Genomic DNA, 25,977 nt, shown 5'->3' on the forward strand with positions numbered 1-25,977 from the left:
GATCCGGCGAGAGCGGTGGATCGCTTCACCTATCACGAACGGCCTAGGCCACCAAAGCAAGCTTTGCGGTATTGCGATAAATTCATCTTAAATCCGAAGTTCGGTCCTAGCCGGGCCGATCCTCGCGGAGCCGATCACGCGCGACGCCGGCAAGCTGGCCGTCGCGGTGGTGCCGACGCCGACGCCGCTGTCCAGCTTCAGCGTCCCGCCATGCATCTCGACCAGCCGGCGGGCCAGCGGCAATCCCAGGCCGGTGCCCTGGTTCTGACGGTTGTAGGCGTTGTCGATCTGGCCGAACGGCAGCATCACCAAGGGCAGGTCGCTGGGCTGGATGCCACAGCCGGTATCTCGCACCACCAGTTCGACGCCACCCTCCGGCGGCACCCGCGTCACGATCGTCACGGAGCCGCCGGGGCGGGTGTACTTGATCGCGTTGGAAACTAGGTTCAGCAGCACCTGGAGCAGGCGGCGGTGCTCGCCCCGGACCAGCACGCCCTTGGGATCGACATGGGCCTCCAGCATCACGCCACCCTTGTCGGCCTGGGTCCGCGCCATCCGGACGCAGGCCGCCACGACGTCGTTCAGCTCGACCGTCTCCTCGTCCAATTCCATGTGGTCGGCCTCGATCTTGGACAGGTCGAGCACGTCGTTGATCAGGCTCAGCAGGTGATGCCCGCTGTCGTGGATGTCCTTGGCGTATTCGCGGTAGGTCGGGTTGCCGACCGGGCCCATGGTCTCGGTCCGGATCAGTTCGGCGAAGCCGATGATGGCGTTCAGCGGTGTCCTAAGCTCGTGGCTCATGTTGGCGAGGAAGCCGGATTTGGCCCGGTTGGCCGCCTCGGCCCGCGCGGTGGCGGCGGCGAGCCGCGCCTCCACCGCCTTCCGCTTGCTTATGTCGCGGGCGACGCTGACGACCTCGGCAAGGTCGTTCCACAAGGTGTCGGAGGAGGTCGCGGGGACCAGCCGGACCGTCACCTCGACCCAGACATGCCCGCCATCCGCGCGCCGCATCCGGCAGGTGAAGATCTGGCGCGGGGCGCCCGGCGTCAGCGTGGCCATGACGGCGGCGACCCCGTCCCTGTCATCCGGGTGGATCAGGGCGTCCATCAGGCTTCCGACCAGGTCGTCGGGGTCATGGCCAAGGATTTCGCGGCAGGCGGGGGAGACGAAGAGTTGCCGGCCCTGAAGGTCGGAGCGGATGATGATGTCGGTCGCGTAGGCCGCCAGCAGCCGCAGCTTGTCCTCTCCCAATTGGCGCCGCAGCTCGATCAGCAGCAGGCTGCCCAGCAGCATGATCCCGCCACCGGTCACGACCGCCAGGGGGAGCGCCGCCTCGGTCACGAAGGTCCAGAAGATCTCGCGCGTCGGCAGCAGCAGGACCGGCGCCTGACCGGCCACCGTCGCCACCAGCGCCAGCAGGACCAAATCGCCGAATCGCGCGCGCCGTCCACGCCGGGCGGCCAGCCACCACGCCGCGACGCCGCAGGACGCGCTGATCACGATGGCGGCGCACCCCGCGATCATGACCGGTCCCCCCAGCCAGATCCTGTAGGCCGCCGCGCCGATCGCCGCGATGATGGCGGAAACCGGTCCACCCAGCATGCCGGCCAGCGCCGTCATGACGTGGCGGCCATCCAGGATGATGGCCCCGGAGCCGGGGGCGGCCGTTCCGGGCGCGGCGATCGGGATGATCACCGGCATCATCATGCACAGGACGGCGAAGACGCCGAAGGTGGTTCCCAGCACGGCCGGCCGCCACCGGCTCCGGTGCAGGCGCGACGCGTGGATGATCCGCGAGAACGCCAAGGCCAGCAGCGCGAACAAACCCGTGTGCTGCGCCAGCTCGATCAGGATGTCACGCAGGGTGGGGTTGAGAACCAGCACTTGCTCATCGTGTCCGACGCCGGATGCCCGGCTGGGCGTCCTCATGACACCCTGCCTCACGCCGGGTTAAAATCACATTCAAAGCGAATATCGAGATCGCGCTACCGGCGGTTCAGTCGCGGCGCGTCGCCTCCAGGGCCACCGCGGCGGGCTCCAGCAGTTCGGCCGGGAAGTCGTCCTTCAGCCCGACACCCGACAGCTTCAGGCGCCGCGCCTCGGTCAGCAGGAAGGCCAGCTTGCGCGCCGCCAGCGGGATCGCCAAGCCATCGGGCCTGATGTTGGAGACGCAGTTGCGGTCGGCGTTCTGAAGGTTCGGGCGAGGCCGGAAGGTCAGATAGGCCCCCAGGCTGTCGGCGGCGCTCAGCCCCGGTCGCTCGCCGATCAGCATGACGACGGCGGCCGCCCCCAGGGTCATCGCGATGTCGTCGCCCAAGGCCACGCGGGCTTGGCGGGCCAGCACGACGGGGGCCACCCTCCAATCCGGCAGCAGGCCGAGCGTGGCGGTCAGCAGGGCCGCCGCGTGGTCGTGGACCGCCCGCGCCGACAACCCATCGGCCAGCACGAACACGACATCGTGCTCACCCCGCCGCAGCAGGGGCAGATCCTCCGGATCGAGCTTGCGGCCAAGATCGGGATACTGGAGATAGGCGGCGCGATCGCGCGCCCGGCTCCGCACGGTCACGCAGACGTGGCCCGGCAGGGCGGCGGCGATCGCCTCGGGCTCGAACGCGAGGTGGACGGCGTCCCGCGCGCGGGCATGGGCCAGTTGGAAGTCCAGCAGGTGCCGCGTCGGCAACCCATCACCGCTGCGCCCCAGCGCGATCCGCGCGGCGGTGTGGCGGCGCAGCGCGCTCCACGGATTGCCACCCGGATCCGCGGCGACGGCACCGTCCGGCTTGTCCTCGGTCCCGTCAGTCATGGCGGGCCGCCTCCGCGTGGCCCAGCAGCGCGCTGGCCCCGCTCCCCGCCAAGGCCGGCCGGACCCGGCCGGCACCGTCCAGGATCGACATGCGGATCAGCCACTCCTCGAACTCCGGTGCCGGCCGCAGCCCCAGAACCGAGCGGACGTAGAGCGCGTCGTGATAGGACGTGCTCTGGTAGTTCAGCATGATGTCGTCGGCGCCCGGTACCCCCATCACGAAATTGACCCCCGCCACCCCCAGCAGGGTCAGCAGGTTGTCCATGTCGTCCTGGTCGGCCTCGGCATGATTGGTGTGGCAGACGTCGACACCCATCGGCAGGCCGAGCAGCTTGCCGCAGAAGTGGTCCTCCAGCCCGGCGCGCAGGATCTGCTTGCCGTCGTACAGGTATTCCGGGCCGATGAAGCCCACGACGGTGTTGACCAGCAGCGGCTTGAACGGGCGGGCGACGGCGTAGGCCCTGCACTCCACGGTTTGCTGATCGACGCCGTGATGGGCGTCCGCCGACAGCGCGCTGCCCTGCCCCGTCTCGAAATACATCACGTTGTCGCCGACGGTGCCGCGCTTCAGCGCCAAGGTCGCGGCGTGGGCCTCGGCCAGCAGGTCGAGCGTGATGCCGAAGCTCTCGTTGGCCGCCTGGGTGCCGGCGATCGACTGGAACGCCAGATCGACCGGGGCACCGCGCCGGATCGCCTCCAGCGTGTTGGTGACATGGGCCAGGATGCAGGACTGCATGGGGATGTCGTGGCGGACGCGGAATTCATCCAGCATGTCGAGCAGCCGCATCGTCGTCGGGATGTTGTCGCTGGCCGGGTTGATGCCGACCACGGCGTCGCCGCAGCCATACAGCATGCCGTCGAGCATGGAGGCCGCGATCCCCTTGGCGTCGTCGTAGGGATGGTTCGGCTGGACCCGGATCGCCAGCCGCCCCGGCAGCCCGATCGTGGTCCGGAACGCGGTGACGACCCGGATCTTGCGGGCGACCGCGATCAGGTCCTGGTTCCGCATCAGCTTGGACACCGCCGCCGCCATCTCGGGCGTCACCCCGGGGGCCAGCGCCCTCAAGGTCTCGGTATCGGCCTCGTCGGACAGCAGCCAGTCGCGGAAACCTCCGACGGTCAGAGGGGCGATCCGCCGGAACGCGGCGGCGTCGTGGGTGTCGATGATCAGCCGGGTGACGTCATCCGATTCGTAGGGGACGACGGCCTCGGTCAGGAAGGTCGCCAGCGGCAGGTCCGCCAGCGCCAGACGCGCCGCGACCCGCTGTTCGGCGCTTTCCGCCGCCACCCCGGCCAGATGATCGCCCGAGCGCGCCGGCGAAGCCTTCGCCAGCAGATCCTTGAGGTCCGCGAAACGGTGCCGCGTGCCGCCGATGTCCTGATGATATGCCATGGCAGGCCCCATTTCCCAGCGATTGGCTCCTGAAGTCGATGGTGGTCAGCGTTGCAACAAATCACCGGTCTGGCAAGCCGTCGCGTCGGCCAACCAACTTGGAACCAGCCGACGAGCCCTGTTACCCCCGTCGCGTACTCCTGATAGACTTATCCGAAAGCGCACCCCAGCGGAGGAGATCCACGACCATGAACCACGCGATGACCCGTGCCGAACTGACCGAGAAGATCCTTCAGATCCGGCTTGACCGGGACCTGACCTGGAAGTGGATCGCCGAGAAGGCCGGACTCTCCAAGGAGTTCACGACCGCGGCGGTGCTGGGCCAGATGGCTCTGCCGGCCGAGGCGGCCCACAATGTCGGTGACGCGCTCGACCTCAACGACCACGAGGTCAAGCTGCTCCAGCAGATCCCGTCGCGCGGCTCGCTGGGACAGGCGGTCCCGACAGACCCGCTGATCTACCGCTTCTATGAGCTGGTGCAGGTCTACGGCACGACGTTCAAGGCGCTGATCGAGGAGGAGTTCGGCGACGGCATCATGAGCGCCATCGACTTCGACATGGATATCAGCCGACAGCCCGACCCGGCGGGCGACCGCGTCTCCATCACCCTCAGTGGCAAATTCCTGAAGTACCGCCAATATTGATCCGCATGAGACAGGCGGACGGAAGCGGAAAAGGCGGATTGCGGATCGGCGACCCGAACCTGCTGGCGATCAGCCAGCGGGGCCGGTGCTTCTATTGCGGCGAGGTGGTCGGGGCGAAAGCCACGGTCGACCACTTCATCCCCCAGTGCTACGGCGGCATCGACGACATCGCCAACACCGTGCTGGCCCACCGCCGCTGCAACATCGACAAAGGCGACCGCCTGCCCACCCCCGACGAGATCGAACGCCTGATCGAGATCCGGCGCCACGCCCGCCTACCCGTCTGGCCCCCCATCCTGGCGCTCAGGGACGCCGAGGACGGCGAGGAATGGATCGTCGTCGCCCGCGCGGTGGCGGCGCTACGCCCCAGCCAGTGACCGCGCCGTCTCGGCGCATGCCGCGCGGAGTTCCGGGACGGCGGTGATTTCCCAGAAGGTGCCGCGGGTCACCGGGCCCAGCGCGAACAAACCGTCGGTCGGGACGCCGTCGGCGCCGATCACCACGGCGTCGGGCGTCACGTCGAGGCCCAAGCCCAGCGGGTCGGGCCGCGCCAACCCGCCGTCGAGCAGACTGCGGACCAGGGGATGGCTGATGCGGGCGTAGTCGCAGGCCGGCCCCGAGCAGTTGATCACCCAGCCGGCCGGCAGCGGGATTTCCGCCGATCCTCCGCGCGGCGTCACGACAGCCGCCAAACCGTCGGTTTCCGGCGTCAGGGAACGCAGCCGGCCGGCCAGCACCGTCAGCCGCCCGCTGTCGCGCTCCCGCTCCAGGATGCCGGCGACCTGTGGCGCCATCCGATGGCGGTGGACGTCCCACCAGGGGCGGACGTGACGCAGGAAGCGGCGGCGCTCGTCGCGCGGCAGCCGGCTCCAGATCCGGCGCAGGTGCGGCCGCAAGGCGTCCAGGATGCTGCGCCAGTCGTAGCCATCCGCCGTGCCACGCCGGACCTCGTCGCGGATGCGCCGCGTCAGGGCGGTGATTCGGAGCGGGACCTCGGAATTGGCGGCGTCGTCGATGTAACTGGGATACGAGCGCGCCTCCTGGTGGACCGTCGGATGCAACCCGCGTCGGGACAGGGCGGTGATCGGGCCGCGATGGCCATTGTGGTTGAGCGAGATGATCAGGTCGGCGGTGGTCAGCCCCGTGCCCATGATCAGCACGGGGGCGTCCGGTGGGATCGCCGCCACGGCGGCGGCGTCCCAGGGGTCGGAGATGTGGAACGGGCTGGCCGCCGCCTCGGCGCCGACGCCAGACGCCGGGGCCGGTGGGAAATTGCCGATGCACAGGGCCACCGCGTCGACCTCGATCGCGCTGCCACAGGCGAGTCGCAGCGTGAACCCGCCGCCGTCGGTCCGCTTCAGGTCCACGACGTCATCGCCCAGGGTCGAGCAGGTGACGTGGTCGGCGGCCTCGCGCACCGCCTCGCCGAACTGCTCGTGGATGTAGCCGCCATAGAGCCCGCGCGAGACGAAGGCGTGGCCGCTGGGCGGGATCGCCTTGGCGGGGATGGACGGATCGTCGCGCGCCCACAGCCAGCGGATGAAGTGCTTCGGATCGTCCGGATAGGCGCTCATGTTGAACGCCCGGACGTTCAGCAGATGCGCGTCGTTACCGGTCGAATAGGCCACACCCCGGCCATAGTCGCCGCGCCGCTCCATCAGGAACAGGTGGGTCGGGGTCTTCGCCAGCCGCATCAGGTGGACCGCCAAGAGGGTGCCGGTGAACCCGGCCCCGATGATGCCGATGCGGCGTTCGCGTGGACCGGATGCCGTCGATGCTTCCATGGGCTCTGTTCCCGCGTCATGATGCCAGGATGTCCGCCACTTCCTCGTCATGACTGGCGCCGAGGGTTGGCGGGTCTTGGGATATCGGCGTCATGGTGCCCTGATTTTGTCCCGCCCGGCAAGCTCATGATGTCTATTGACGTAGTAGGAAATATCCGTGACGATCCGCTCCAGGCGCTGTTGAGCGACCTTGGATGGACGCGCGAAAGCGTCCACGACAATATTGGGGGAGGGATCAGAGCATGAATTCCGTGACTGAGACGGTCCGCCGTACCGCGATCTTCCTCTTCGGCGTCGGCGCCCTGTCCGCCGCCTTCATGATCGCCATGAGGATGGCTGGCTGAGGCTTGGCGGCTGATGGCTTGGAGGCCACCTAGACGGCGGCATTTCCCAGCCGAAACAAACCCTTGAACACCTTGAGGGTCGTGACGGCGGACAAGACGAGCCCGACCAACCCGATCACCGCCGAGGCGATCAAGGCCACCAGGGCCCAGACCGCCGCCACCGACCGGACGGCGACCTTCGAGACTGCGGTGAGAACCCGGCGGCCGGCCACCTTGAACAGGCCGGCCGTGGGTTTGCCCATCACCGCCGCGATACGCTCGGCCTTGGGCAGCTCATCGACATGGTCCAGGCTTCGGATCACCGTCAGGGCTCCGCGCGGCGAGGTCGCGCCGCCGATGGCCCCCACCGACCGCATGGCGTCCCGCAGCTTGGCGGTGTTCCCCAGCCGCGCCAATTCGACGATGGAGTGGGCGAACTCCTTGGACATCTTGCCGGTGCGGCGCGCCACCTTCGCGACCGAGACCCCCAGCTTGACCGGCAAGGCCACACCCGCGGTGGCGAGCGTCGCGGCGGTCAGGCCGATCCCGGCGGCGGACAGCGCCAGCATGACCTCGTCGACCTCCTCGCCCCTTAGATAGTGTCCGGTCTGGGCGGTCGCGTCGCGCAGGTCACCGATCACGGTCAGGTCGGACAGTACGGCCCCGACGGTCCCCGCCGTCCCCTCCCCGTCGCCCGTGACGAAGCCGCGGGTCCCCGCACCGGCCGAGCGCATCAATCCCGGCAGGAACGCCGTCTCCTCGGCGAACCGGTGCTTGAGGTCCGGGTCGATCTCCACGCCAGTCAGGTCGGCCAATTGGAAGTAGTCGGCGGCCCCCTCCGGATCGTCGCCCGCGAGACTCTCGGCGATCCGCCGCTCCAGCTCCACGCGGGGAGTCGTCTCGCGCGCCAGCGAGATAAGGCCTTCCCTGATCTCCGCGTCGGTCGGCTCGCGGTGTTCATCCGGATTGGCAACGAACACGGCGCCGGAGACGACCGCCACCACGACCGCCCCGCCAAACAGCCCGACGCCGATCCGCCTGATCAGTCCGACCGCCAAAGCCATCGCGATTTCCCCAGCTTGAAGACATGGTCATCCTAGCAGCACGGCCCACCGGCGCGGATAGTGGGAAAAAACAGGACAGTGTCTTCCGATTCGCACATCACGCTGGTTGATAACGCCGAGGCCACATACCATACGAGGAGTGCATGATAGGGAATGATGGTCGCGATATGGCGGAAATAACCGACAGCTTGGAACGGCGTGACGCGTTGCGCGCGATGGTCGCCGTCGTGCGGGGTGACGGCATCGAGGCGGATGTGGATGTCGTCCCGGCGCGTTGGTCGATCGCCGGAACCCACGACTTCGTCATTCCCGGCGCCGATGCCAAGCGGCGGCTCAAATCCCGTTTCCGCGCGACGGTCGGACCGGTCGAGGATGTCGAGCGCGAGCTGGTGGCCCTGCTGGAGACGCCGGAAGGCGTCGGCCGCAACGAGATCAAGGCGCTGGCCAGGCGGGTCAAGTCGGCGGTCAAGGAGTCCGGCCATGTCGCCGATGCCCAGGCCCGCATCGACGAATGGGTCGCCTCGGTCGCCGAGCGGGCCAAGGCGTTCGGCGGGACCTGGAAGCCGCAGGCGTTTTCCGACGATCTGGTCCGCGTGCTGGGCTTCGGCGGCCGGACCCCTCGGCTGGAGACGCTGCTCGACGCGTTGGAGGAATCCTTCGCCCAGACGGCGGGTAGGCTGGGTGTCCGCGTCCGCCGCGCCTCGCTGGAGACGGCATCGGGGCTGGGCGTCTATCTCGACAGCTTCGCCGCCGCCCGCGCCATGCTGCGGAAGCTCCGGCTGTTCGTCGGCCCGACCAATTCCGGCAAGACCCACGCCGCCATGGACCGGCTGGTCGAGGGCGGCAAGGGCGCCTACCTCGCCCCGCTCCGCCTGCTGGCGCTGGAGGGACAGGAGGCGATCGAGACGCGCGGCCGGGCGTGCAGCCTGATCACCGGCGAGGAGCGCGACGTGCGCCCCGGCGCCGACTTCGTCTCGTCCACCATCGAGATGGCCAACACCAGCCGCGTGATGGACACCGTCGTGATCGACGAGATCCAGATGATCGGTGACCATGACCGCGGCTGGGCCTGGACGGCGGCGGTCGCCGGCATGGCGGCGTCCGAGATCATCATGACCGGGTCCGCCGACGCCATCCCCTATATCCAGCGCCTCGCCGCCGCGACGGGGGAGGAGCTGGAGATCGTCGAGTTCACCCGCAAGTCGCCGCTCCGCGTCCAGGAGGGCGGCGTCACGCTGGACGACATCAAGCGCGCCGACGCCCTGGTGGCGTTCTCCCGCCGCGAGGTGCTGGGCCTGCGCGCCCAATTGCTGCAACGCGGCCATTCGGTCGCCGTGATCTATGGCGCCCTGTCGCCGGAGGTGCGCCGGGCCGAGGCCCGCCGGTTCCGCGAGGGCCAGGCCGACGTGCTGGTCGCGACCGACGCGATCGGCATGGGCCTGAACCTGCCGATCGCCCGCATCGTGCTGTCGACCACCCGGAAATACGATGGCCGCGAGGAGCGCGACCTGCTGCCGCCGGAGGTCCGCCAGATCGGCGGCCGGGCCGGCCGCTACGGCATGCACGAGGAGGGCCGGGTCGCCGTGCTGGAGGGCGAGAACATCAGCCCGGTGCGCCGGGCGCTGACCTCCAAGCCGGTCGATCCCGAGGATCCGCGTCCCTGGATCTCGCCCGCGACCTCCCACGTCAAGGCCATTGCCCAGGAACTGGCGACCGACAGCCTCGCCAAGGTGCTGCGCACGGCGGGCCAGGAACTGCTGCGCGCCCACCAGACCTTCCGCATGACCGACCTGGAGGGCCGCATCCAGGCGGCTCTGGCGGTCGATCACGCCAAGCTGCCGCTGGAGACCCGCGACTTGCTGTCGCGCTGCCCGATCGACGTGCGCGACCAGAACCAGCTGCGCCTGCTGCGCCAATGGGCGGTCAACCAGGGGCGCGGCGAGCCCAACCCCAGCCCTGGCGTGTCCGGGAAATACACCCACGACACCGGCACCGATGTCGAGCTGGAGGCGTCGGAGAAGGCGGTCAAGGACCTGACCTCCTATGCGTGGCTGGCCTACCGCTTCCCCGACGCCTATCCCGAGATGGACCTGTGCCTGGAGCGGCGGCAGGAGTTGAACGCCTTCATCGAGCGGACGTTGGCCGCCCGCAGCCTGCCGCGCGCCTGCCCCGTCTGCGGAACCACCCTGAAGGCGACCCACCGCTTCCGCATCTGCGACGCCTGCCACGCCGGCCAAGCGGCTGACCGCGCCGCCGGCCGCCCCGTCCAAGGCCAGCGGCACCGCTATCACCATCCCCAGCGCGGCGCCCAGGGGCCAGGCAAGGGACCGGGAACCAAAGGCCCGGCGCGAACCGGCGGCAAACCCCCGCGCCGGAAGGCAGCGGCCAAGACCTCCTAGGACTCACGTGGGCCGGACCTTCGGCGGGGCCGGCAGGATCATCAGCAGGCGGTCGCCGGGGCGGATGACGTAGCTGTCACGCTCGGCGAAGGGCACTTCCCGGTCACCGTCCGGACCGATGGCGTGGACATGCACGACCACGCCGCCCTTGATATCGGCCATGGTCTTGCCGATGTCGTCCGGCTCCGCCACCCGCTCGTCCATCACCATCTGGCCGCCGGTCGACATCAGGTCGCACAGGAACGGTGTCGCGTGCCGCGTCTCGACCGCGTCAGCCAATAGATAGCCGCCGATCCGGGTCGGCGTCACCACCAGATCGGCGCCGCTCAGCCGCGCCAGCTTGATGTTCTCGTCGTCCCGGATGCTGGCGACGATCTTGGTCTTGGGCGACAGGTGGCGCACGGTCAGGATCACCAGGATGTTGGTGTCGTCGCGCCGGGTGTTGACGATCACCGCCTTGGCGTTGCCGACGCAGGCCTTGCCCAGCAGCTCCTCGCTGGTGGCGTCGCCAAGCAAGCCGACGAAACCGCCCTCGGCCGCCGCCCGGACGCGGTCCTCCAGCAGGTCGATGGCGACCACCTTTTCACCCGGATGGCCCTTGGCGATCATCTCCTGGGCGGCGATCTGGGCGCTGTGGCCGAACCCGCACAGCACGACATGGCCGCGCAGGCTTTCCTGAAGCCGGTTCATGCGGAAATCCTCCACGATCTTCTGGATGACGAACTCGTAGGCGGTGCCGAGGAAGATGAACCAGATGAAGATCCGGATCGGCGTGACCGCGAAGGCGTCGATCATGCGCGCCGTGTCGGTCACCGGCACGATGTCGCCATAGCCGACCGTCGTGACGGTGACGGTCGCGAAATAGAGGATGTCGGTGAAGCTGATATGCCCGTCGATCTGGTCCTTCAGCCCATCCCGGTCGAACCAGAAGACGGCGATGACCGTTCCGATCAGGATGGCGATCAGAGCCGCCCGCACCACCAGCGTCCGCTCCGGCGACATGCCGGAATTCACGTGCAGGATCAGCTTGTGGGCCGCGGGCGGCCGTTTCCTTCCCCGCTTTGGAAGCCGCATCCTCATGGCTCGCGACGCGTCATCGCGCTCGCCAAGCCCGATCGGCGGAGAGGACGGCTGTGGGGTCGGTGGGCGTCACGAAGTCCATGGCGTCATTTCCAGTGGAGCGGTCGCGGGGGGCCTCCCCCGCGTGGGAGCGAGGATAGCGAAAACGCTCCAGAGGCGGCACACGGCGGCCCCGCGCAAAAGGATTACCCGATTCGTTGACGTCACGCCCGGCGTTTCCTAAAATGCCGCCATTCGGCCGTGACATGGTCCAGCGTTTCAGATCATCCGCTCAGATCATTTGCAGGGGCCGGCTACCGCATGGGCCTCATCGGGAACTGGGCGACGATATCGACATGGCTGACGCGGACCTGGACCTTCATTCCAAGATCATCCCACCCGGGATCCTTGACGCACCCTCGGCCAAGGACGGGGCGGCGGAGCGGGAGTCGCGAGAAACCCCGCGCGACGTGGCACCGCTCAAGGTCGCCCACGCCTTCAAGGTCTTCATCCCCGAGGTCAATGGCGGGATACCGGAGGTCATGCGCCTGCTGGCCCAGGGATTGGCCAAGCGCTGCCGCGCCGAGGTCCTGGTATCCCGCGTCCAGGGGTCCGGAGGGTCGGACATCGCCGAGGGCATCGAGGTCCACCGGACATCGGCTTTGCGCAGCGTCTGGTCGATGCCGATCTCCCCCGGCTATCCGCTGGCGTTCTGGCTGACCGCCCGCCGGGTCGACGTGATCGACCATCACGCCCCCTTTCCCCTGGTCGATCTGGCGGTCAGTCTGTGGTTCCCCAAAAAGACCGCGCTGATCGTCCATTGGCATTCGGAGATCGTGGCGCAGAAGCGGCTGTTGCCGCTGGTCGGGCCGTTCATCCGGCGCACGCTGCGGCGCGCCGACCGGATCATCGTCTCGACCCCCGCCATGATCGAGCGGTCGCCTTTCCTGAAGCCCTTCGCCGGCAAATGCGCCGTTATCCCCTACGGGATCGACATCGATGCCTGGACCCGGCTGACGGAGGGCCAGAGACGCCGGATCAAGGAGATCAAGGCGCTCCATCCCCGTCTGATCGTCGCCACCGGCAGGCTCGTGCCGTACAAGGGCTTCGGCGTGCTGATCGACGCGATGCGCGCGGTCGATGGGGACCTGATCATCGTCGGGACCGGTCCGTTGGAGGGCGCGTTGCGCCAGCGGATCGCCGAGGCCGGTCTGACCGACCGGGTGACCCTGGTGGGATACCTGGAGCGGCCGGAACTGCAATGCCTGCTCCACGCCTGCGATGTCTTCACCTTGCCGTCGGTGGAGGACAGCGAGACCTTCGGCATCGCCCAGGCCGAGGCGATGGCCTGCGGCAAGTCCATCGTCAACACGCGCCTGTCCACGGGGGTACCGTGGGTCGCCCGCGACGGCATCGAGGCGTTGACGGTCACTCCCGGTTCGGCTCCGGAACTGTCCCACGCGCTGGGTCACCTGCTGGACCATCCCGACGCGGCGGCGGCGATGGGACGGCGCGGGCGCGAGAGGGCGGAGGACCTGTTCGGCCTGAAGGGGTTCCTGGACCACACGTTCGACACGTACCGCAGGGCCCTGGAGGGCCGGCGGCATGGCGAACCGCGATGACTGGCGGGAAAAAACCCGCGACGAAACCCGCCTCGCGACTCATCGCCGGGAACATCCAGCGTGCTTGGCTGGCGACGCTGCCATCACTATCAACTTGACGCTGGGTTTGGGAGGCTGGCAAGGTCCGCGCGTTGACGCCAGACCCAGTCCGCTCAACCCAGATCGCTGGTGACCTGTTGTATCCGAGCATCCAACCCTGTGCGTCCAGACTTGAGCATCAAGCCATGCGTGCCGCCGCGCCGATCACCCGCGACGGAGCGGTGACTCCGATGCCGCGCCCCGCGCCACGCCAGATGGCATGCCAGATGCCATGCCCCACGCCATGAAGGTCATCCTCAACGTCGAGTCGATCGTCCCCCCGGTCACGGGCATAGGCCGCTACACCTCCGAGATCCTGGCCGGCCTGCTGGCCCGGGGCCACGGCGCCGAGGTGCATTGCTTCTCGCACTTCAATTGGGTGGACGCGCGGCGGGTGATCAACGCCTCCGGGGTGAGCGCGGGCGGCAACAGGGTCAGGCCGTTCCTGCGTTCCGTTCCCTACGCCTACGACCTGCGCTGCGTCGCGCGGAACGCGGTGTTCAAGCGGAGCGCCCGCAAGTTCACCGGCGCCGTCTATCACGAGCCCAACTACATCCTGAAGCCCTATGACGGCCCCTGCGTCGTCAACTGTCACGACCTGTCGTTCCTGCATTTTCCGGAGCATCACCCGGCCGAGCGCGTCCGCTACCTGGATCGCAACCTGGAAAAATCGCTGCGACGGGCCGACCGGATCATCACGCTCAGCGATTTTGTCCGCCGCGAGGTGATCGAGACCTTCTCCTTCGACCCCGCCACCGTGATCACGATACCTCTGGGGGTCGACGGCAGCTTCAGGCCCCAGGACGAGGACGAGACCCGGATCGTGATGGAGCGTCACGGGCTTCGCCATGGCCGCTATGTCCTGTCGGTCGCCACGATCGAGCCGCGCAAGAACCTCCATGGGCTGCTTCGAGCGTTCATGCGGCTGCCGGCCAGCCTCAGGAAGGAGTATCCGCTCGTACTGTGCGGGGCGGCCGGCTGGCGGGAGAGCAAGGTCGAGCAGTCGATCAACGAACTGGCGCGCGAGGGAAGCATCCTTCGCCTGGGCTACATTCCCGAAGCCGACCTGCCGCTCCTCTACGCCGGCGCCGCCGCCTTCGCCTTTCCCTCCTTCTACGAGGGCTTCGGGCTGCCGCCGCTGGAGGCGATGGCGAGTGGCACCCCCGTGCTGGCGTCGGCCACCGGCAGCATCCTGGAGGTGGTCGGCGACGCGGGACTGCTGGTCGATCCCCATGACGACGGCGCCATCACCGAGGGGTTGGAGCGGATCCTGACCGACGGGGCGCTCCGCCGATCCCGAATCGACGCCGGGATCGAACGGGCTGGTGGCTTCAGCTGGACAACCTGCGTCGACCGGACGGTGGCGCTCTATCGTGAGATGGTCAAGCCACACCATCGATGAATCGACGGTTCGTCGCCGGCCGAAATCTCCGCCAAACGCTTCCACCGAAGGATAGATGCCGATTTGCCATTGGACTCCGACTGGTTTCCTCCGTATCTTATCGATTGATTGTATTTTACGGATCTGGCGACGCCCATCCGGGCGCCGAGAGGTGTTAAGGTCACTTCGTCATGGCTGTCTCCGCTGTCGATACCTCCCTGATGCGGCCCGGGCCGAAGGTGGCGGCGCTTGTCCAGGAGATGAAGCGGAGCGTCCAGAAGTCGCAGGCGCTGATCGACCAGACAAACAACTCCACCAAGCCGGTTCCCAAGACGCAGGACCTCAGCAGCCAAGCCGCCGTGATCAGCCAGGGTTTCCGCCAGGCGATCGAGGAAGGCAAGCAGGCGGCCAAGCCCATCCCCAAGACACAGTCGCTGGTCAGCCAGGCCAGCGCCATCAGCCAGGCTTACCGCCAGTCGATCGAGGAGGGTAAGCAGGCCGCCAAGCCCATCCCCAAGACCGACGCGCTGACCCAGCAGGCCGGGGCGATCTCGCAGGGCTACAAGCAAGCGGTCCAGCAAGGCAACGACGCCAAGAAGCCGCTGGTCAAGACCGAGGCGCTCGCCAGCCAGGCGGCGGTGATCAGCCAGAACTACCGTCAGGCGGTCGAGCAGACCAAGAATTCCATGAAGGCGATCCCGAAGACAGAGGCGCTGACCCAGCAGACCGGCGCCGCCGTCGACAAGATCCAGCAGCAAGCCAAGCAGAGCGCCCAAGCCGCGGCGGCGGCGGGTGACAAGGCGCGGCCCTCGGCACCGCCCGGCGGCCACGTCAACATGAAGGCTTGAACGGGCCTATCGGGGAACATGACGGCCTGAATGGGCCTTCCGGGAACATAGGGGTTTCCAAGCGGTTTCAGGATGACCGGGGTGCGGCGCGCTCCGTCTGACAAGAAGGCGTTCCTTGAAAAAAAGCCACTCCACGACCCTGATCGTTTTTCTGGTGCTCGTCATCCTGATCGCCATGTTCGGCTTTTGGGACACGTTGAGCGCCCTGCTGGGCAGCTTGCTGATGATCGTGCTGTTCGCCGCCGTGACGGCGGGCCTCGTGGTCCTCGTCGGGTCGCTGGCGTGGCGCTGGTTCAAAGGGCGCGCCTGACACGGGTTTGTCACGCGGATTCCCGATCTGAACCCGATCCCGGGGACCACGGCTTTTCAACGCGGCCATCTCGCACCATATCCTCCTCTCGGGCCGATCAACGGCCTTGGAGCGATCCCTTGTTGAACCGAAGAAATCTGATTGGAGGCACCATGGCGATCCTTGGCGCGGGCGGACTGTTCAAATCGATCACCGGCGGCGGCGTCAAAGAGGCGTCGGCCAGCCAGTTTCCCGTCCAGAAAACGGACGCCGAGTGGCGCCAGCAGTTGACGGCGGAGCAGTATCACGTGTTGCGCGAGCATGGCACCGAGCGTGCCGGCACCAGCCCGCTCAACGCCGAGAAGCGTTCCGGCACCTTCATCTGCGCGGCCTGCGCCCAGGACCTGTTCCCCTCCGAGACCAAGTTCGAGAGCGGCACAGGTTGGCCCAGCTTCTACAAGCCGCTCGATGGCGCCATCGAAACCACCGAGGACCGGTCGTTCTTCATGACCCGCACGGAGGTTCATTGCTCCAATTGCGGTGGCCATCTGGGTCACGTGTTCGACGACGGACCGAAGCCGACCGGGCTCCGGTACTGCATGAATGGCGCCGCCATGGACTTCAAGCCAGAGTGACTGGCCCAAAGTGATGGTTCCAGGGTGTCAGGCGTGACACCCTGGATATGACGAGATTAACCATAATTAAATACAACATATGATACTAATCCAAGCCTCATGTCCCCGCCGCGGGACCTCCGGCTTGGGTTCGTTTCATGCGCCTCCGGCTATCCCACCCCTCCCATATTCCGCTCCTGGGCCTCGTCCTCATGGCGCTGACCGGCTGCGCCGGCGGTGCCGTGACCAGCGGAACGGCGGTGGCACCTCCCGCGGCGAAGCATCCGCGCGACATCCTGGTCTCCGGCATGATCACGCAGGCGACCGCCGATCGGGTGCTGGGAGAACTGGAGGCCTTCGACGGTCCCGCCGTCACGATCCGACTCGACAGTCCGGGCGGCGACGTCTCGGCGGCGCTCCAGATCCACGAGCGGCTGAGGTCGGGGGGCTGGGGGGTGGTCACCAGCGTCGCCGACGAATCGCGGTGCATGTCGGCCTGTACCCTGATCTTCGCGGCGGGTGACGACAGGGTGGCGGGACCACGCGCCCGGTTCCAGTTCCACGCGCCACGATATGTCGGGCGCGTGCCCCTACCCGGCCCGATCGTCGACCTGATCGAGGCGGTGACCCGCCGCGGCATCGCCAACACCTACGCGGCGGTGGCGCCCGACTTCGCCCGCCATCTGGCCGAACCCGGAGTGGACGCCTTGAACTCGCGGCGGGGACTGGCGCTCAGCGGCGCCCAGCTGGCGGAACGTGGTGACGGCTTCGTCACCGGGATCGAGCGCCCGGTCGCCCTTGGGCCGCCGATCGCGGTGGCCGAAGCGGATACGGTCAATCGTCGTCCATCACCCGCGCCACCGTGACGGCGTCCGATACCGAGACGCCCTTGCGGATGATGTTGTCGATGATGCGGCCCTGGACCAGATGGATGCCGACCCGGTGGGCGAACATCAAGCCGGCGACCGAACCGCACCGCGCCATGATGAACCGGCATTTGGCCTGATTGTTGATCCTCGTCTCCAGGCTGTCGTATTCGTCCCGCGGCATGTCCAGCATGCCGGGCGACCAAAACAGCTTGGCGTAGTCGCAATCCATGTATTCCAGGTCCATATGCGTGACCCAGAAGGGATTGAGGCCGTCGATGCAGATGGAATAGCCCCTGCTTCGGGCGAACTCGACAACTTCCTTGTAAAGGGTCTCGTTCTCGACCAGATCGGCCTTGTTGATCTCCAAGACCACTTTCCTCCGCAACTCATCCGTCAGGCGCTCATCGAACTTCACGAACGCCGATGACATCACGGTGGTCAGGTTGAGGTTCAATCCAATCTTGTGTCCCCGGATGAAATCGATGCCATAGTTCAGCGTCTTGAGGATCGAATTGTCGAGATTGGACGTGAAATAATTGAACAGCCATCGGTTGGCCGTGATGTCGAAATCGGGGCTCAGCCGGTCCTCGACGTTCTTGACCGCTATGTACAGCTCGAAATACTCGCGCTGGTTCTGCGCCGTTGGCCGGATATCCATGACCGGCTGGTTCAACATGAAGGGGGAGAGATCGAACACAGGCATCTGGCGCTCGATCTTGGCCAATTCCTCCAGCGTGATCGCCGGCTTCGTCCTGGCCTTGACGCCATCCGGTCCGCCGGTGGTGTCCAGGCTCTCGATGAATCGCATCACGTTGACGAAGTTGAGCGACAGCTCCATGATCGAGTAAAGGCTGTCCTCGCGATAGGGGTTGAGCCCGGTCATCTTGGTGCGGGACAACATCAGCCGTTCGATGCTTTGGCAGATATCCGTGATCGACGAGAACTTGATCCCCTTGTAGAGGATGATCATGTCGTCGTTCGACAGGTTGAACATCTGGAGAAACGCGGAATTCTCCGAAATCTCCTGAACCGTGCGCCGGATCGCCGATATGTCGTTGGCGTTCTTGTCCTTCAATAAGGACAAGTGCAGGTGGACGAGGCGCAATCCGTTCAGCTCGCGCTTGGCCGAATGCAGCAGGGACAGCAGCCTCGCGTCGTCATCGGGAGGCCTCACGGATGGGGCAGGCCTTTCGCCGACCTTCGGCCGGCTGGGATCCCGGGCGGGATTTTCCACCTTGGCGCGGTTCATCATGTCCCAAGCCCAAGCGCCGTCAGCGGCTGGATTCGGGATCGCGTCCCTATGGGGATGGAACCGAACAGGCACCGTTTCAACAAAACGCCTCCCAGCCGTGGCTCGCTCCGAAAGCCGCCGGGTCTCCCCAACGCCCTAGGCCATTAGAGTTAGCACCATAGCACGCGATCGGGGAATATCAGTCGGTTTCCGTCACGGTGGGATTCGAAATCCCACCGCGCTCACTCCCCATCGAGATGATCGGCCACGATCCGCTCGACCCGGTCGACCGTGAGCCCGGCCAGATCGGGGACCTCGACGCAGGTGACCCAGGGACGGTCGATGCCGGTCAGGCGCGCCGCCATGTGGCTGCCGAACAGGGCCACCGTCGGACGGCCGAGATGGGCGGCCAGATGCGTCGGGCCGCTGTCGTTGCCGATCACCAGCCGCGCCCCGGCCAGCACGCCGGCCAATTGGGTGAAGTTCAGCCAGCGGCCGGCGGTCAGCGTCTTGCCGGGGATCGTCCGGCACAGATCCAGTTCCTCCGGCCCGGGAACCGTGACGACCTCGACGCCGCGGGCGATCAGGCGCTCCGCCAGGGCGGCGTAGCCGGGCCAGCGCTTTTGGGGCAGGCGCGCCGAGGATCCCGGCAGCAGCACGACATAGGGCGCCACCACATCGGCGTCTGCGAGGATGCCCGAGACGTCCTCCGCCACCCAGCCAAGATCGGGCGCTGGCGTGTGGACCACGGGCACATCGGCGTCGGCCAATTGGCCGGCCAGGCGTTCCAGGCTGGGGATCCGCTTGGGGTTCGGCGCGCGGTGCGGGTGGCTGCACCCGGGTGCCGTCCCGGACCAGGGCGTTCGGGGCAGGAACCAGCGGCGATAGAAGGCGGTGCGCGCCACGTTCTGGAGATCGTAGACCATGGCGAACGGCACCGAGCGCAGCCGGTGCCGCAGGTCGAGCATCTTGTCCAGACGCCAGCGCGGCGCCCGCGGATCTGTCTCGATCCGGTCGATCCAGGGGCAGCGCTCCATCAGCCTCCGGTACGCCGGTCCTGTCAGCAGGGTGATCCTGGCGTCGGGATGGCGCAGCCGGATGTCGTGGATGGCGCCTTCGGCCTGGAAGAGATCCCCCAGCGCGCCCAGCTTGATGATCAGGATCTCTTCGGCCACCGTCACTCCCGCGCGTCCCCTCGTTCGGACCGGAAGCGGCGGCATCCGTCCCGGTCGAACGGGCGCACCATAGCGCCCGCCTTCCGGCGGCTCCAGGCTTGAAGTGGGTTCCGGCTGGCTCATCCCCTCATGTCGACGGCCATCGACAGCATGGGATCCTCCTGCCTGTGCAGCCGACCGCTCGCCGTCAGGGCCAGCCGCAGCACCACGGCGCGGCGGCGCGCGGCGTTCAGCTTGACCAGGGGTGCCTCGCGCGTCACCACCGCCCCGAAACCGTCGGCCACCATCAGGCCGCACTCCGGCGGGATCAGGTCGGCCGGGAAATCGGCGCCGACCGCGAAGTAGAAGGTGTCGCAGAACGCCTGGTACTCGGGCCATTTCTGGTCGGCCCGGAAATCCGCGACCGAACTCTTGACCTCGACGATGACGACCTCGCCGGCCTCGTTGACCGCGACCACGTCGGCCCGGCGTCCCGAGGCCAGCCGGAACTCCGTGAGGCTGTTGAAGCCACGCTCCGCCAGCGCCCGCCGCACGCCCCGCGTCAGCATCGCCGCCACGCCGGCGACGCCCGTCCGGGCGGCCTCCTCCAAAATCGGCCCGCCCAAATCCCGCCCGTCCAAATCTGGCCCGCCGTCCTCGTCATCCCCGTCGACCGTCCGCATCCAACCGCCCGTCACCAAATGTTCTCCGTCCAACTGGTACGGATCATGAACAACTTATGCCCTTTGGCCAAGTGTCAATTCGCCACTGGCGCCCCTTCCCGATCTCGACTTAAGTTGTGTGGTCGCCACCCAATTTCTCGCGTCACCTTCGCCGGACAGGTCTCCGATGGAACACGCCAATCCTTTTCCATGCGCCATGGCCAGGGCGGCGGGTCGGTGCGCCCCGGCCGGTCTATCCTGGGCCAGCGTATCGACCGAGCCATCCCGGCGTTACCCCATGGGTGAGTCATGGCTCTCCCTTCGTTCCTTTTCCGGTAATACTGGCGAATGCCGCCACCTCGCGCATCGTGACGACGAATCCGATTCCCAAGATCCGATGTGGCTAACGCAGGCCTTTTACTTGACGCGCGCGCGTACCGCGAAAATGTCGCCGTTTCCTCGTTCCACCGCTTTTCGTTTCGATTGAAAATGAATACGCTCTTCCTGTCCCTTACAGGTTGACCATGCCAGACCAGAACCGAACCGCCTTAGACACATCGGGCCTTTGGCCCCTCCTTGACCCGGAACCCCGCGCCGATCCGGTGCGCGGCCCGGGCATCGTCGCGGTCGACGGGCGCGGCCTGATCGCGTCGTGGAACGGCGCCGCCTCCACGCTGCTGAGCAACGCCGGCCCGCTGCTGGCGCTGGAACAGCCGTTCGGCCAGTTGGAGATGGAGGCGCGCCGATCCTGCGGCGTCAGCTTCATCCGTCATCCGATGGCCGACGGCGGTCTCGTCTGCCTGTGCGAGCCGATGCCCGTGGTGGCGGCACCCTTTCCCAACCTCGGCCCCAATCTCGCCCCCACCGTCAGCGCCCAGGCGGCGGCGTCCCTGCCGTTCACGTCCGGCGCCGGCCACGCGACCGGGCAGGACGCGCTGGCCCGGATCACGAGTTCCTTCGCGTTCCTCCGCAACCCGCTGCCCTTGTGGATCTTCGATCGCGGGACCTTGGCCTTCGTGGCCGTCAACGACGCGGCGCTGGCCCGCTACGGGTACTCCCGGGACCGTTTCCTGGACATGCGGATCTCCGACATCCGGCCTTCCGAGGACGTGCCCCGCCTGCTGGAAAGCCTGACCGAGCGCGGCGACCATGGCGAAACGGGACAGTGGCGCCACCGGAAGGCGGATGGCGGCGTGATCGACGTGCTGGTCACGTCGGAGTGGTTCACGATGGACGGCCGCTCGCTGTGCATGACGGCGGCACAGGACATCACCAATCATTGCCGGCTGGAGGACAGCCTGCTGGAGGCGCGGATCGAGGCCGAGCGCGCCAACCGGGCACGCAGCCGGTTCTTCGCGGTCGCCAACCACGACCTGCGCCAGCCCCTGGCGGCGCTGTCGCTGTTCGTCGGCGCCCTGGAGAACAGGCTCAAGGACCCGACCAGCCGCGACATCCTGCGCGCCATGAACACGGCCCTCGCCACCATCAAGAACCTGGTCGACGCCCATCTCGACATCGCCCGGATCGACGCCGGCACGCTGCGGGTCGAACCGGTCGGCCACTCGGTCAATGGGCTGCTGACCCGCATGGCGCTGGAGTTCGCCGGACCGGCGCGGCAGAAGGGCCTGACCCTCCACGTCGCCCCCTGCTCCGCCGTGATCCGGAGCGACCGCGACCTGCTGGAGCGCATCCTGCGCAACCTATTGTCCAACGCCGTGCGCTACACCAGTTCCGGCCGCATCCTGGTGGGATGCCGGCGGCAGGGCGATCGGCTGCGGATCGAGGTCTGGGACACCGGTCCCGGCATCCCGGCCGACCAGCTCGACATCATCTTCGAGGAATTCTATCGGGGCAACACGCCCAGCACGTCCGATCAGGCGGGCTTCGGCCTGGGGCTCTCCATCGTGGACCGGCTGTCCCGGCTGCTCGACCACTCCATGAGCGTGCGGTCGCGGGAAGGCAAGGGCTCGGTCTTCGCCATCACCGTCCCGATGGAGGGGGAGTCTGAACTTCGCCCCGATCCGGTGCGGCTCCCGGCGCGTCCGAACGACACCAGCCGCCCGCGTGTCCTGGTGATCGAGGACGACGTGATCGTGCTCCAGGCGCTGGAATTGCTGCTGGACCAGTGGGGATGCGATGTCACGGCCGCGTCGGGCTATGACGAGGCGGTGAAGGAGGTGGCTTCCGACACCGGACCGCTCGACTTGGTGATCGCCGATTTCAGGTTGTCGGGTCCGGCCAGCGGCATCGTCGCGATCCGCCAGATCGCCAAGATGCTCGACACCGATCTTCCCGGGCTGATCATCACCGGCGACACCGATCCGCGCTGTCTGAAGGAAGCCCGCCTGAGCGGTTATTCCCTGCTGCACAAGCCCGTTTCGGCGCTGGCGCTGCGGGCGGCGGTGGCGAACTTGCTGGGCCGCGAGCGGCTCCGCGACGGCGTGGCCTGATCCTCGCGGATCTCATCGCCCCAGCCTCGTGGGGGACCCTCGGGGGGAGACCGAAGAAGGGCACGGCCACGCGTGTGACCGTGCCCCGCCCCACCAGCCCGGCTCCCTTCTGGAGCCGGGCGGCGTCATTCAGGAATTGATCGTCACCGATCCGATCGACGTGTTGTCGCTGATGTCGCCACCCAGCGCGCCGAAGGCCGACGAGTCCGACGTGGCGGCGCCACCGCTGGCGCCACCGCCCGTCGCGAAGCCGCCACCCAGACCCGGGTTGCCGCCGCCGCCGGTCGTGGCGGCGCCGCCGAAGGCTCCCGACGCGCTGGTCGAGCTGCCGAGGGCCTCGCCGCCGCTCTTGCCGCTTTGCTCGATGCCGATCGACGAACTGCCCGGAAATCCACTCATCGCCATGAAGACTCTCCTGATATCCGATGTTTTCGGGGCGCCGGCCGATCCGCCGGCGTCATCCCTTCACCGATCGGGAACTGCAACGGCCATGCCACTTTCGGATTAACCCGAATATCCAAGCGCCGCGCGGGCTTTTGGGCCGCCATGGCGGATTGGCCGGGACGCGGCCGCCCCCGCCAGTCCAGTTAGTCGGACACAGTCAAACAAAGGTGGATATCAGTCCCGGCGCTGGCCATCCGCCGGTTCGCGGAAGATGAAGAGGTCGCGGTCGAGTTGGCCACCGACCTGCGGGTTGAGCAGCGCCACCTCGGTGGTCAGCCCCTGCGGATCGTTCACCCGCCACTTGCGGAGGCGCAGCGGAGCGTCCTCGAACACCAGGGTCAGGGTGCCAGCCCCAGGCTCGCTGGTCTGGACCACCGAGATCTCGATGACGTTGGCCGCCCGTTCGAAGCCGGTGACCGTGATGTCGCCACCAAACCTGATGGTGTCGCGCAGGATGATGTCGGCCATGGTCGAACCGATCGGAGCACTGCTCTGCTGCCTCAGCTCGCCGTCCCAGTAGAAGACGAACCAGCCGTCGGCCACGATGAAGTCCTTGATCGGCGGATCGTATTCCAGCCGCATCTTGTTGGGCCGGGACAGCCAAATGGTGCCCTTGACCAGCGAACCGTCGCCGCCGGCCTGGATGAATTCCGATTTCAGCGTCTTGACACCTGCCAGATACTGCTCGATCCGGGCGATGTCGGACTTCTGCGCTTGGGTCAGGGCCGCGGCGGCGGGCGCGGCGTGGACGAGGGTGGGAGCGGCCAGCGGAGCGAGCGCGATACCGGCGGCGAGGGCCAGGGAGCGTAGCGAGATTTTCATGTTCCCCAATATGCTCATCCGCCGTGACCGAAAAAGGGCGCGGCACCGCTTTTTCGCGACGCGTCCCCGCGGCCAAATCTCCCCGGAAACGCTTCCGTCCCGCCACCGGGTCGGAAGCCTCACTCCTCCATCTCGTCGGAGCGGCCCAGCACCTCGCGCTTGCCGACATGGTTGGCTTGGCTGACGACGCCCTCCAGTTCCATGCGCTCGACCAGGCGGGCGGCCTTGTTGTAGCCGATCTGGAGATGGCGCTGGACGAAGCTGGTCGAGCATTTGCGCTCCCGCAGCACCAGCGCCACCGCCTTGTCGTACAGCTCGTCGCCCGAGCCGGGCCGGCCACCGCCGCCCTCCTCGTCGCCCAGGCCGCCGGCGCCGGAAAGCTCCTCCTCGTCCTCGGTGATCGACTCCATGTAGTTCGGCTCGCCCTGGCTCCGCAGGAAGCTGACGACATGCTCGACCTCGTCGTCCTGGACGAACGGGCCGTGGACGCGGGTGATGCGGCCGCCGCCGGCCATGTAGAGCATGTCGCCCTGGCCCAGCAGCTGTTCGGCGCCCTGTTCGCCCAGGATGGTGCGGCTGTCGATCTTGCTGGTGACCTGGAAGCTGATGCGGGTCGGGAAGTTGGCCTTGATGGTGCCGGTGATGACGTCGACCGACGGCCGCTGGGTCGCCATGATCAGGTGGATGCCGGCGGCGCGCGCCATCTGCGCCAGCCGCTGGATCGCCGCCTCGATGTCCTTGCCCGCCACCAGCATCAGGTCGGCCATCTCGTCGACCACCACCACGATGTAGGGCAGTTCGGTCAGGTCGATCGGCTGGTCCTCGAAGATCGGCTTGCCGGTGTCGGGGTCGAAGCCGGTCTGCACCCGCCGGGTCAGCACCTCGTTGGCGTTCCTGGCCTCGCGCAGGCGGGCGTTGTAGCCCTCGATGTTGCGGACACCGAGCTTCGACATGGCGCGGTAGCGGTTCTCCATCTCGCGGACGGTCCACTTGAGCGCCACCACCGCCTTCTTCGGATCGGTCACCACGGGGGTCAGCAGATGGGGAATGCCCTCGTAGATCGACAGCTCCAGCATCTTGGGATCGATCATGATGAAGCGGCACTTGTCCGGCGGCAGGCGATAGAGCAGCGATAGGATCATGGTGTTGATCGCGACCGACTTGCCCGATCCGGTGGTGCCGGCGACCAGCAGGTGCGGGAAGCGGGCGAGGTCGGCGATCACCGGGGCGCCGCCGATGTCCTTGCCCAGCACCAGCGCCAGCTTGGCGGCCGACCGCTCGTAGCTCTCCGCCGCCAGCAGTTCGCGCAGCAGCACCATCTCGCGCCGGGCGTTGGGCAGCTCGATGCCGATCACGTTGCGGCCGGGCACCACCGCGACGCGGACCGACACGGCGCTCATGGACCGTGCGATGTCGTCGGCCAGACCGATGACGCGGGACGACTTGGTGCCGGGAGCGGGCTCCAGCTCGTACAGGGTCACGACCGGACCGGGATGGACCTTCTGGATCTCGCCCCGGACGCCGAAATCGGCCAGCACGCCTTCCAGCATCACGGCGTTCCGGCGCAGCGCGTCGTCGTCCAGCGTAGTGGGCTTGATCGACGGATCCGGCTCCTGCAGCAGATCGAGCGGCGGCAACTCGTAGTCGGTCTCCGGAAGCAGCTCCAGCATCGCCTCGCGCGCGGCGGCGGGCGCCGCCGGCTTCGCCTGGGGGCCGGAGGTTGGCTTGATCACCGACACCTCCTTGGGCACCGCCTTGGGCGTAGGCGCCTTGACGAATTCGGGAGCCTCGTCACCGGCCTCCGCCACGGCCTCGCTCTCCTGGTCGCCGAAGCGCGGCTGCTTGCGGTCGGCCCGGACCTGCCTTGGTCTTGGTGGACGGGGCGGTGCGTCGATGTCCTCGACGGCGTCGCCGTTCTCCGGATTGCCCCGGAATTTGGCCATGATGCCAAGGCCGCCCAGGCTGGGTGCGCCGCGCCACAGGTCGGAAGCGCCGCGGGCCGCCTGCCCGGCCATGTCGCCAGCCTCGCGGGCGCCGCGCCCCG

Annotated in this window: 22 protein-coding genes; 10 read left to right on the forward strand and 12 right to left on the reverse strand. The window is 67.5% G+C overall.

Annotated elements, in window-relative coordinates; all coding sequences use genetic code 11:
- Nucleotides 1-87 precede the first annotated feature (87 nt).
- From N825_RS37295 to N825_RS31660, 3 genes are all read right to left on the reverse strand, one after another.
- Nucleotides 88-1,929, reverse strand: a complete 1,842-nt coding sequence (locus N825_RS37295; protein ID WP_051513754.1) for an ATP-binding protein — start codon at nt 1,927-1,929, stop codon at nt 88-90.
- A 67-nt stretch (nt 1,930-1,996) separates the two neighbouring features.
- Entirely contained in the window at nt 1,997-2,803 is an 807-nt protein-coding gene (eutC, locus tag N825_RS31655) for an ethanolamine ammonia-lyase subunit EutC (RefSeq protein ID WP_051513773.1), read from the reverse strand.
- On the reverse strand, nt 2,796-4,196 hold the full coding sequence (locus tag N825_RS31660; RefSeq protein ID WP_037460552.1) for an ethanolamine ammonia-lyase subunit EutB: 1,401 nt from the start codon (nt 4,194-4,196) through the stop codon (nt 2,796-2,798). The genes eutC and N825_RS31660 overlap by 8 nt, the downstream gene beginning before the upstream one ends.
- Nucleotides 4,197-4,384: 188 nt before the next feature.
- Here N825_RS31660 and cynS point away from each other — a divergent pair, with 188 nt between their 5' ends.
- Both cynS and N825_RS31670 read left to right on the forward strand, forming a co-directional pair.
- A complete protein-coding gene (cynS, locus tag N825_RS31665; RefSeq protein WP_245613292.1) occupies nt 4,385-4,840 on the forward strand; it encodes a cyanase in 456 nt (151 codons plus the stop codon).
- Between the two features lie 38 nt (nt 4,841-4,878).
- Nucleotides 4,879-5,217, forward strand: a complete 339-nt coding sequence (locus N825_RS31670; protein WP_037460593.1) for an HNH endonuclease — start codon at nt 4,879-4,881, stop codon at nt 5,215-5,217.
- On the opposite strand, the gene N825_RS31675 is transcribed toward N825_RS31670, so the two are convergent.
- Together N825_RS31675 and N825_RS31680 are read right to left on the reverse strand one after the other, a co-directional pair.
- On the reverse strand, nt 5,200-6,624 hold the full coding sequence (locus N825_RS31675; protein WP_051513757.1) for an FAD/NAD(P)-binding protein: 1,425 nt from the start codon (nt 6,622-6,624) through the stop codon (nt 5,200-5,202). The two genes, N825_RS31670 and N825_RS31675, sit on opposite strands and share 18 nt — an antisense overlap.
- Before the next feature lie 373 nt (nt 6,625-6,997).
- Nucleotides 6,998-8,011: a hypothetical protein gene (locus tag N825_RS31680; RefSeq protein WP_037460555.1), complete on the reverse strand. Its 1,014-nt coding sequence runs from the start codon at nt 8,009-8,011 to the stop codon at nt 6,998-7,000.
- Nucleotides 8,012-8,178: 167 nt separating this feature from the next.
- Here N825_RS31680 and N825_RS31685 point away from each other — a divergent pair, with 167 nt between their 5' ends.
- Nucleotides 8,179-10,410, forward strand: a complete 2,232-nt coding sequence (locus tag N825_RS31685; protein ID WP_245613293.1) for a helicase-related protein — start codon at nt 8,179-8,181, stop codon at nt 10,408-10,410.
- Between the two features lie 3 nt (nt 10,411-10,413).
- Here the strand turns inward: N825_RS31685 and N825_RS31690 are convergent, their stop codons facing one another.
- Complete coding sequence (locus tag N825_RS31690) at nt 10,414-11,484, reverse strand: potassium channel family protein (RefSeq protein WP_063833971.1); 1,071 nt, start codon at nt 11,482-11,484, stop codon at nt 10,414-10,416.
- A 341-nt stretch (nt 11,485-11,825) separates the two neighbouring features.
- Between N825_RS31690 and N825_RS31695 the strand changes: the two genes are divergently transcribed.
- From N825_RS31695 to N825_RS31715, 6 genes are all read left to right on the forward strand, one after another.
- On the forward strand, nt 11,826-13,091 hold the full coding sequence (locus N825_RS31695) for a glycosyltransferase (protein ID WP_051513763.1): 1,266 nt from the start codon (nt 11,826-11,828) through the stop codon (nt 13,089-13,091).
- 310 nt (nt 13,092-13,401) lie between these two features.
- Nucleotides 13,402-14,571 carry a glycosyltransferase family 4 protein gene (locus N825_RS31700; RefSeq protein WP_211098432.1) on the forward strand — a complete coding sequence of 390 codons (1,170 nt, stop codon included), beginning with the start codon at nt 13,402-13,404 and terminating at the stop codon, nt 14,569-14,571.
- Nucleotides 14,572-14,741: 170 nt separating this feature from the next.
- Nucleotides 14,742-15,398, forward strand: coding sequence for a hypothetical protein (locus N825_RS31705; RefSeq protein ID WP_037460559.1), 657 nt, complete (start codon nt 14,742-14,744; stop codon nt 15,396-15,398).
- Between the two features lie 115 nt (nt 15,399-15,513).
- Complete coding sequence (locus tag N825_RS39340) at nt 15,514-15,708, forward strand: hypothetical protein (protein WP_157619667.1); 195 nt, start codon at nt 15,514-15,516, stop codon at nt 15,706-15,708.
- A 152-nt stretch (nt 15,709-15,860) separates the two neighbouring features.
- Nucleotides 15,861-16,322, forward strand: coding sequence for a peptide-methionine (R)-S-oxide reductase MsrB (msrB, locus tag N825_RS31710; protein ID WP_051513765.1), 462 nt, complete (start codon nt 15,861-15,863; stop codon nt 16,320-16,322).
- A gap of 137 nt (nt 16,323-16,459) precedes the next feature.
- On the forward strand, nt 16,460-17,167 hold the full coding sequence (locus N825_RS31715; protein ID WP_084165244.1) for an ATP-dependent Clp protease proteolytic subunit: 708 nt from the start codon (nt 16,460-16,462) through the stop codon (nt 17,165-17,167).
- On the opposite strand, the gene N825_RS31720 is transcribed toward N825_RS31715, so the two are convergent.
- The 3 genes from N825_RS31720 to N825_RS31730 all read right to left on the reverse strand — a co-directional run bounded on the left by N825_RS31720 (nt 17,136) and on the right by N825_RS31730 (nt 20,253).
- Nucleotides 17,136-18,344, reverse strand: coding sequence for an EAL domain-containing protein (locus tag N825_RS31720; RefSeq protein WP_245613294.1), 1,209 nt, complete (start codon nt 18,342-18,344; stop codon nt 17,136-17,138). The genes N825_RS31715 and N825_RS31720 overlap by 32 nt on opposite strands.
- Before the next feature lie 299 nt (nt 18,345-18,643).
- Nucleotides 18,644-19,582, reverse strand: coding sequence for a glycosyltransferase family 9 protein (locus N825_RS31725; RefSeq protein ID WP_198038991.1), 939 nt, complete (start codon nt 19,580-19,582; stop codon nt 18,644-18,646).
- Between the two features lie 113 nt (nt 19,583-19,695).
- Nucleotides 19,696-20,253, reverse strand: a complete 558-nt coding sequence (locus tag N825_RS31730; RefSeq protein WP_281174390.1) for an MmcB family DNA repair protein — start codon at nt 20,251-20,253, stop codon at nt 19,696-19,698.
- Between the two features lie 488 nt (nt 20,254-20,741).
- On the opposite strand from N825_RS31730, the gene N825_RS31735 reads away from it, so the two are divergent.
- On the forward strand, nt 20,742-22,667 hold the full coding sequence (locus N825_RS31735) for an ATP-binding response regulator (protein ID WP_084165245.1): 1,926 nt from the start codon (nt 20,742-20,744) through the stop codon (nt 22,665-22,667).
- 129 nt (nt 22,668-22,796) lie between these two features.
- On the opposite strand, the gene N825_RS31740 is transcribed toward N825_RS31735, so the two are convergent.
- The 3 genes from N825_RS31740 to N825_RS31750 form a co-directional block, all read right to left on the reverse strand.
- Nucleotides 22,797-23,072, reverse strand: a complete 276-nt coding sequence (locus N825_RS31740; protein WP_037460568.1) for a hypothetical protein — start codon at nt 23,070-23,072, stop codon at nt 22,797-22,799.
- 213 nt (nt 23,073-23,285) lie between these two features.
- The gene (locus N825_RS31745; RefSeq protein ID WP_051513771.1) at nt 23,286-23,933 is read right to left on the reverse strand and encodes a LolA family protein; all 648 of its coding nucleotides are present in this window, start codon (nt 23,931-23,933) and stop codon (nt 23,286-23,288) included.
- 119 nt (nt 23,934-24,052) lie between these two features.
- Nucleotides 24,053-25,876: a DNA translocase FtsK gene (locus tag N825_RS31750; protein ID WP_425423763.1), complete on the reverse strand. Its 1,824-nt coding sequence runs from the start codon at nt 25,874-25,876 to the stop codon at nt 24,053-24,055.
- Nucleotides 25,877-25,977 lie beyond the last annotated feature (101 nt).

This window comes from Skermanella stibiiresistens SB22, assembly GCF_000576635.1.
In the GTDB taxonomy this organism is placed as follows: domain Bacteria; phylum Pseudomonadota; class Alphaproteobacteria; order Azospirillales; family Azospirillaceae; genus Skermanella; species Skermanella stibiiresistens.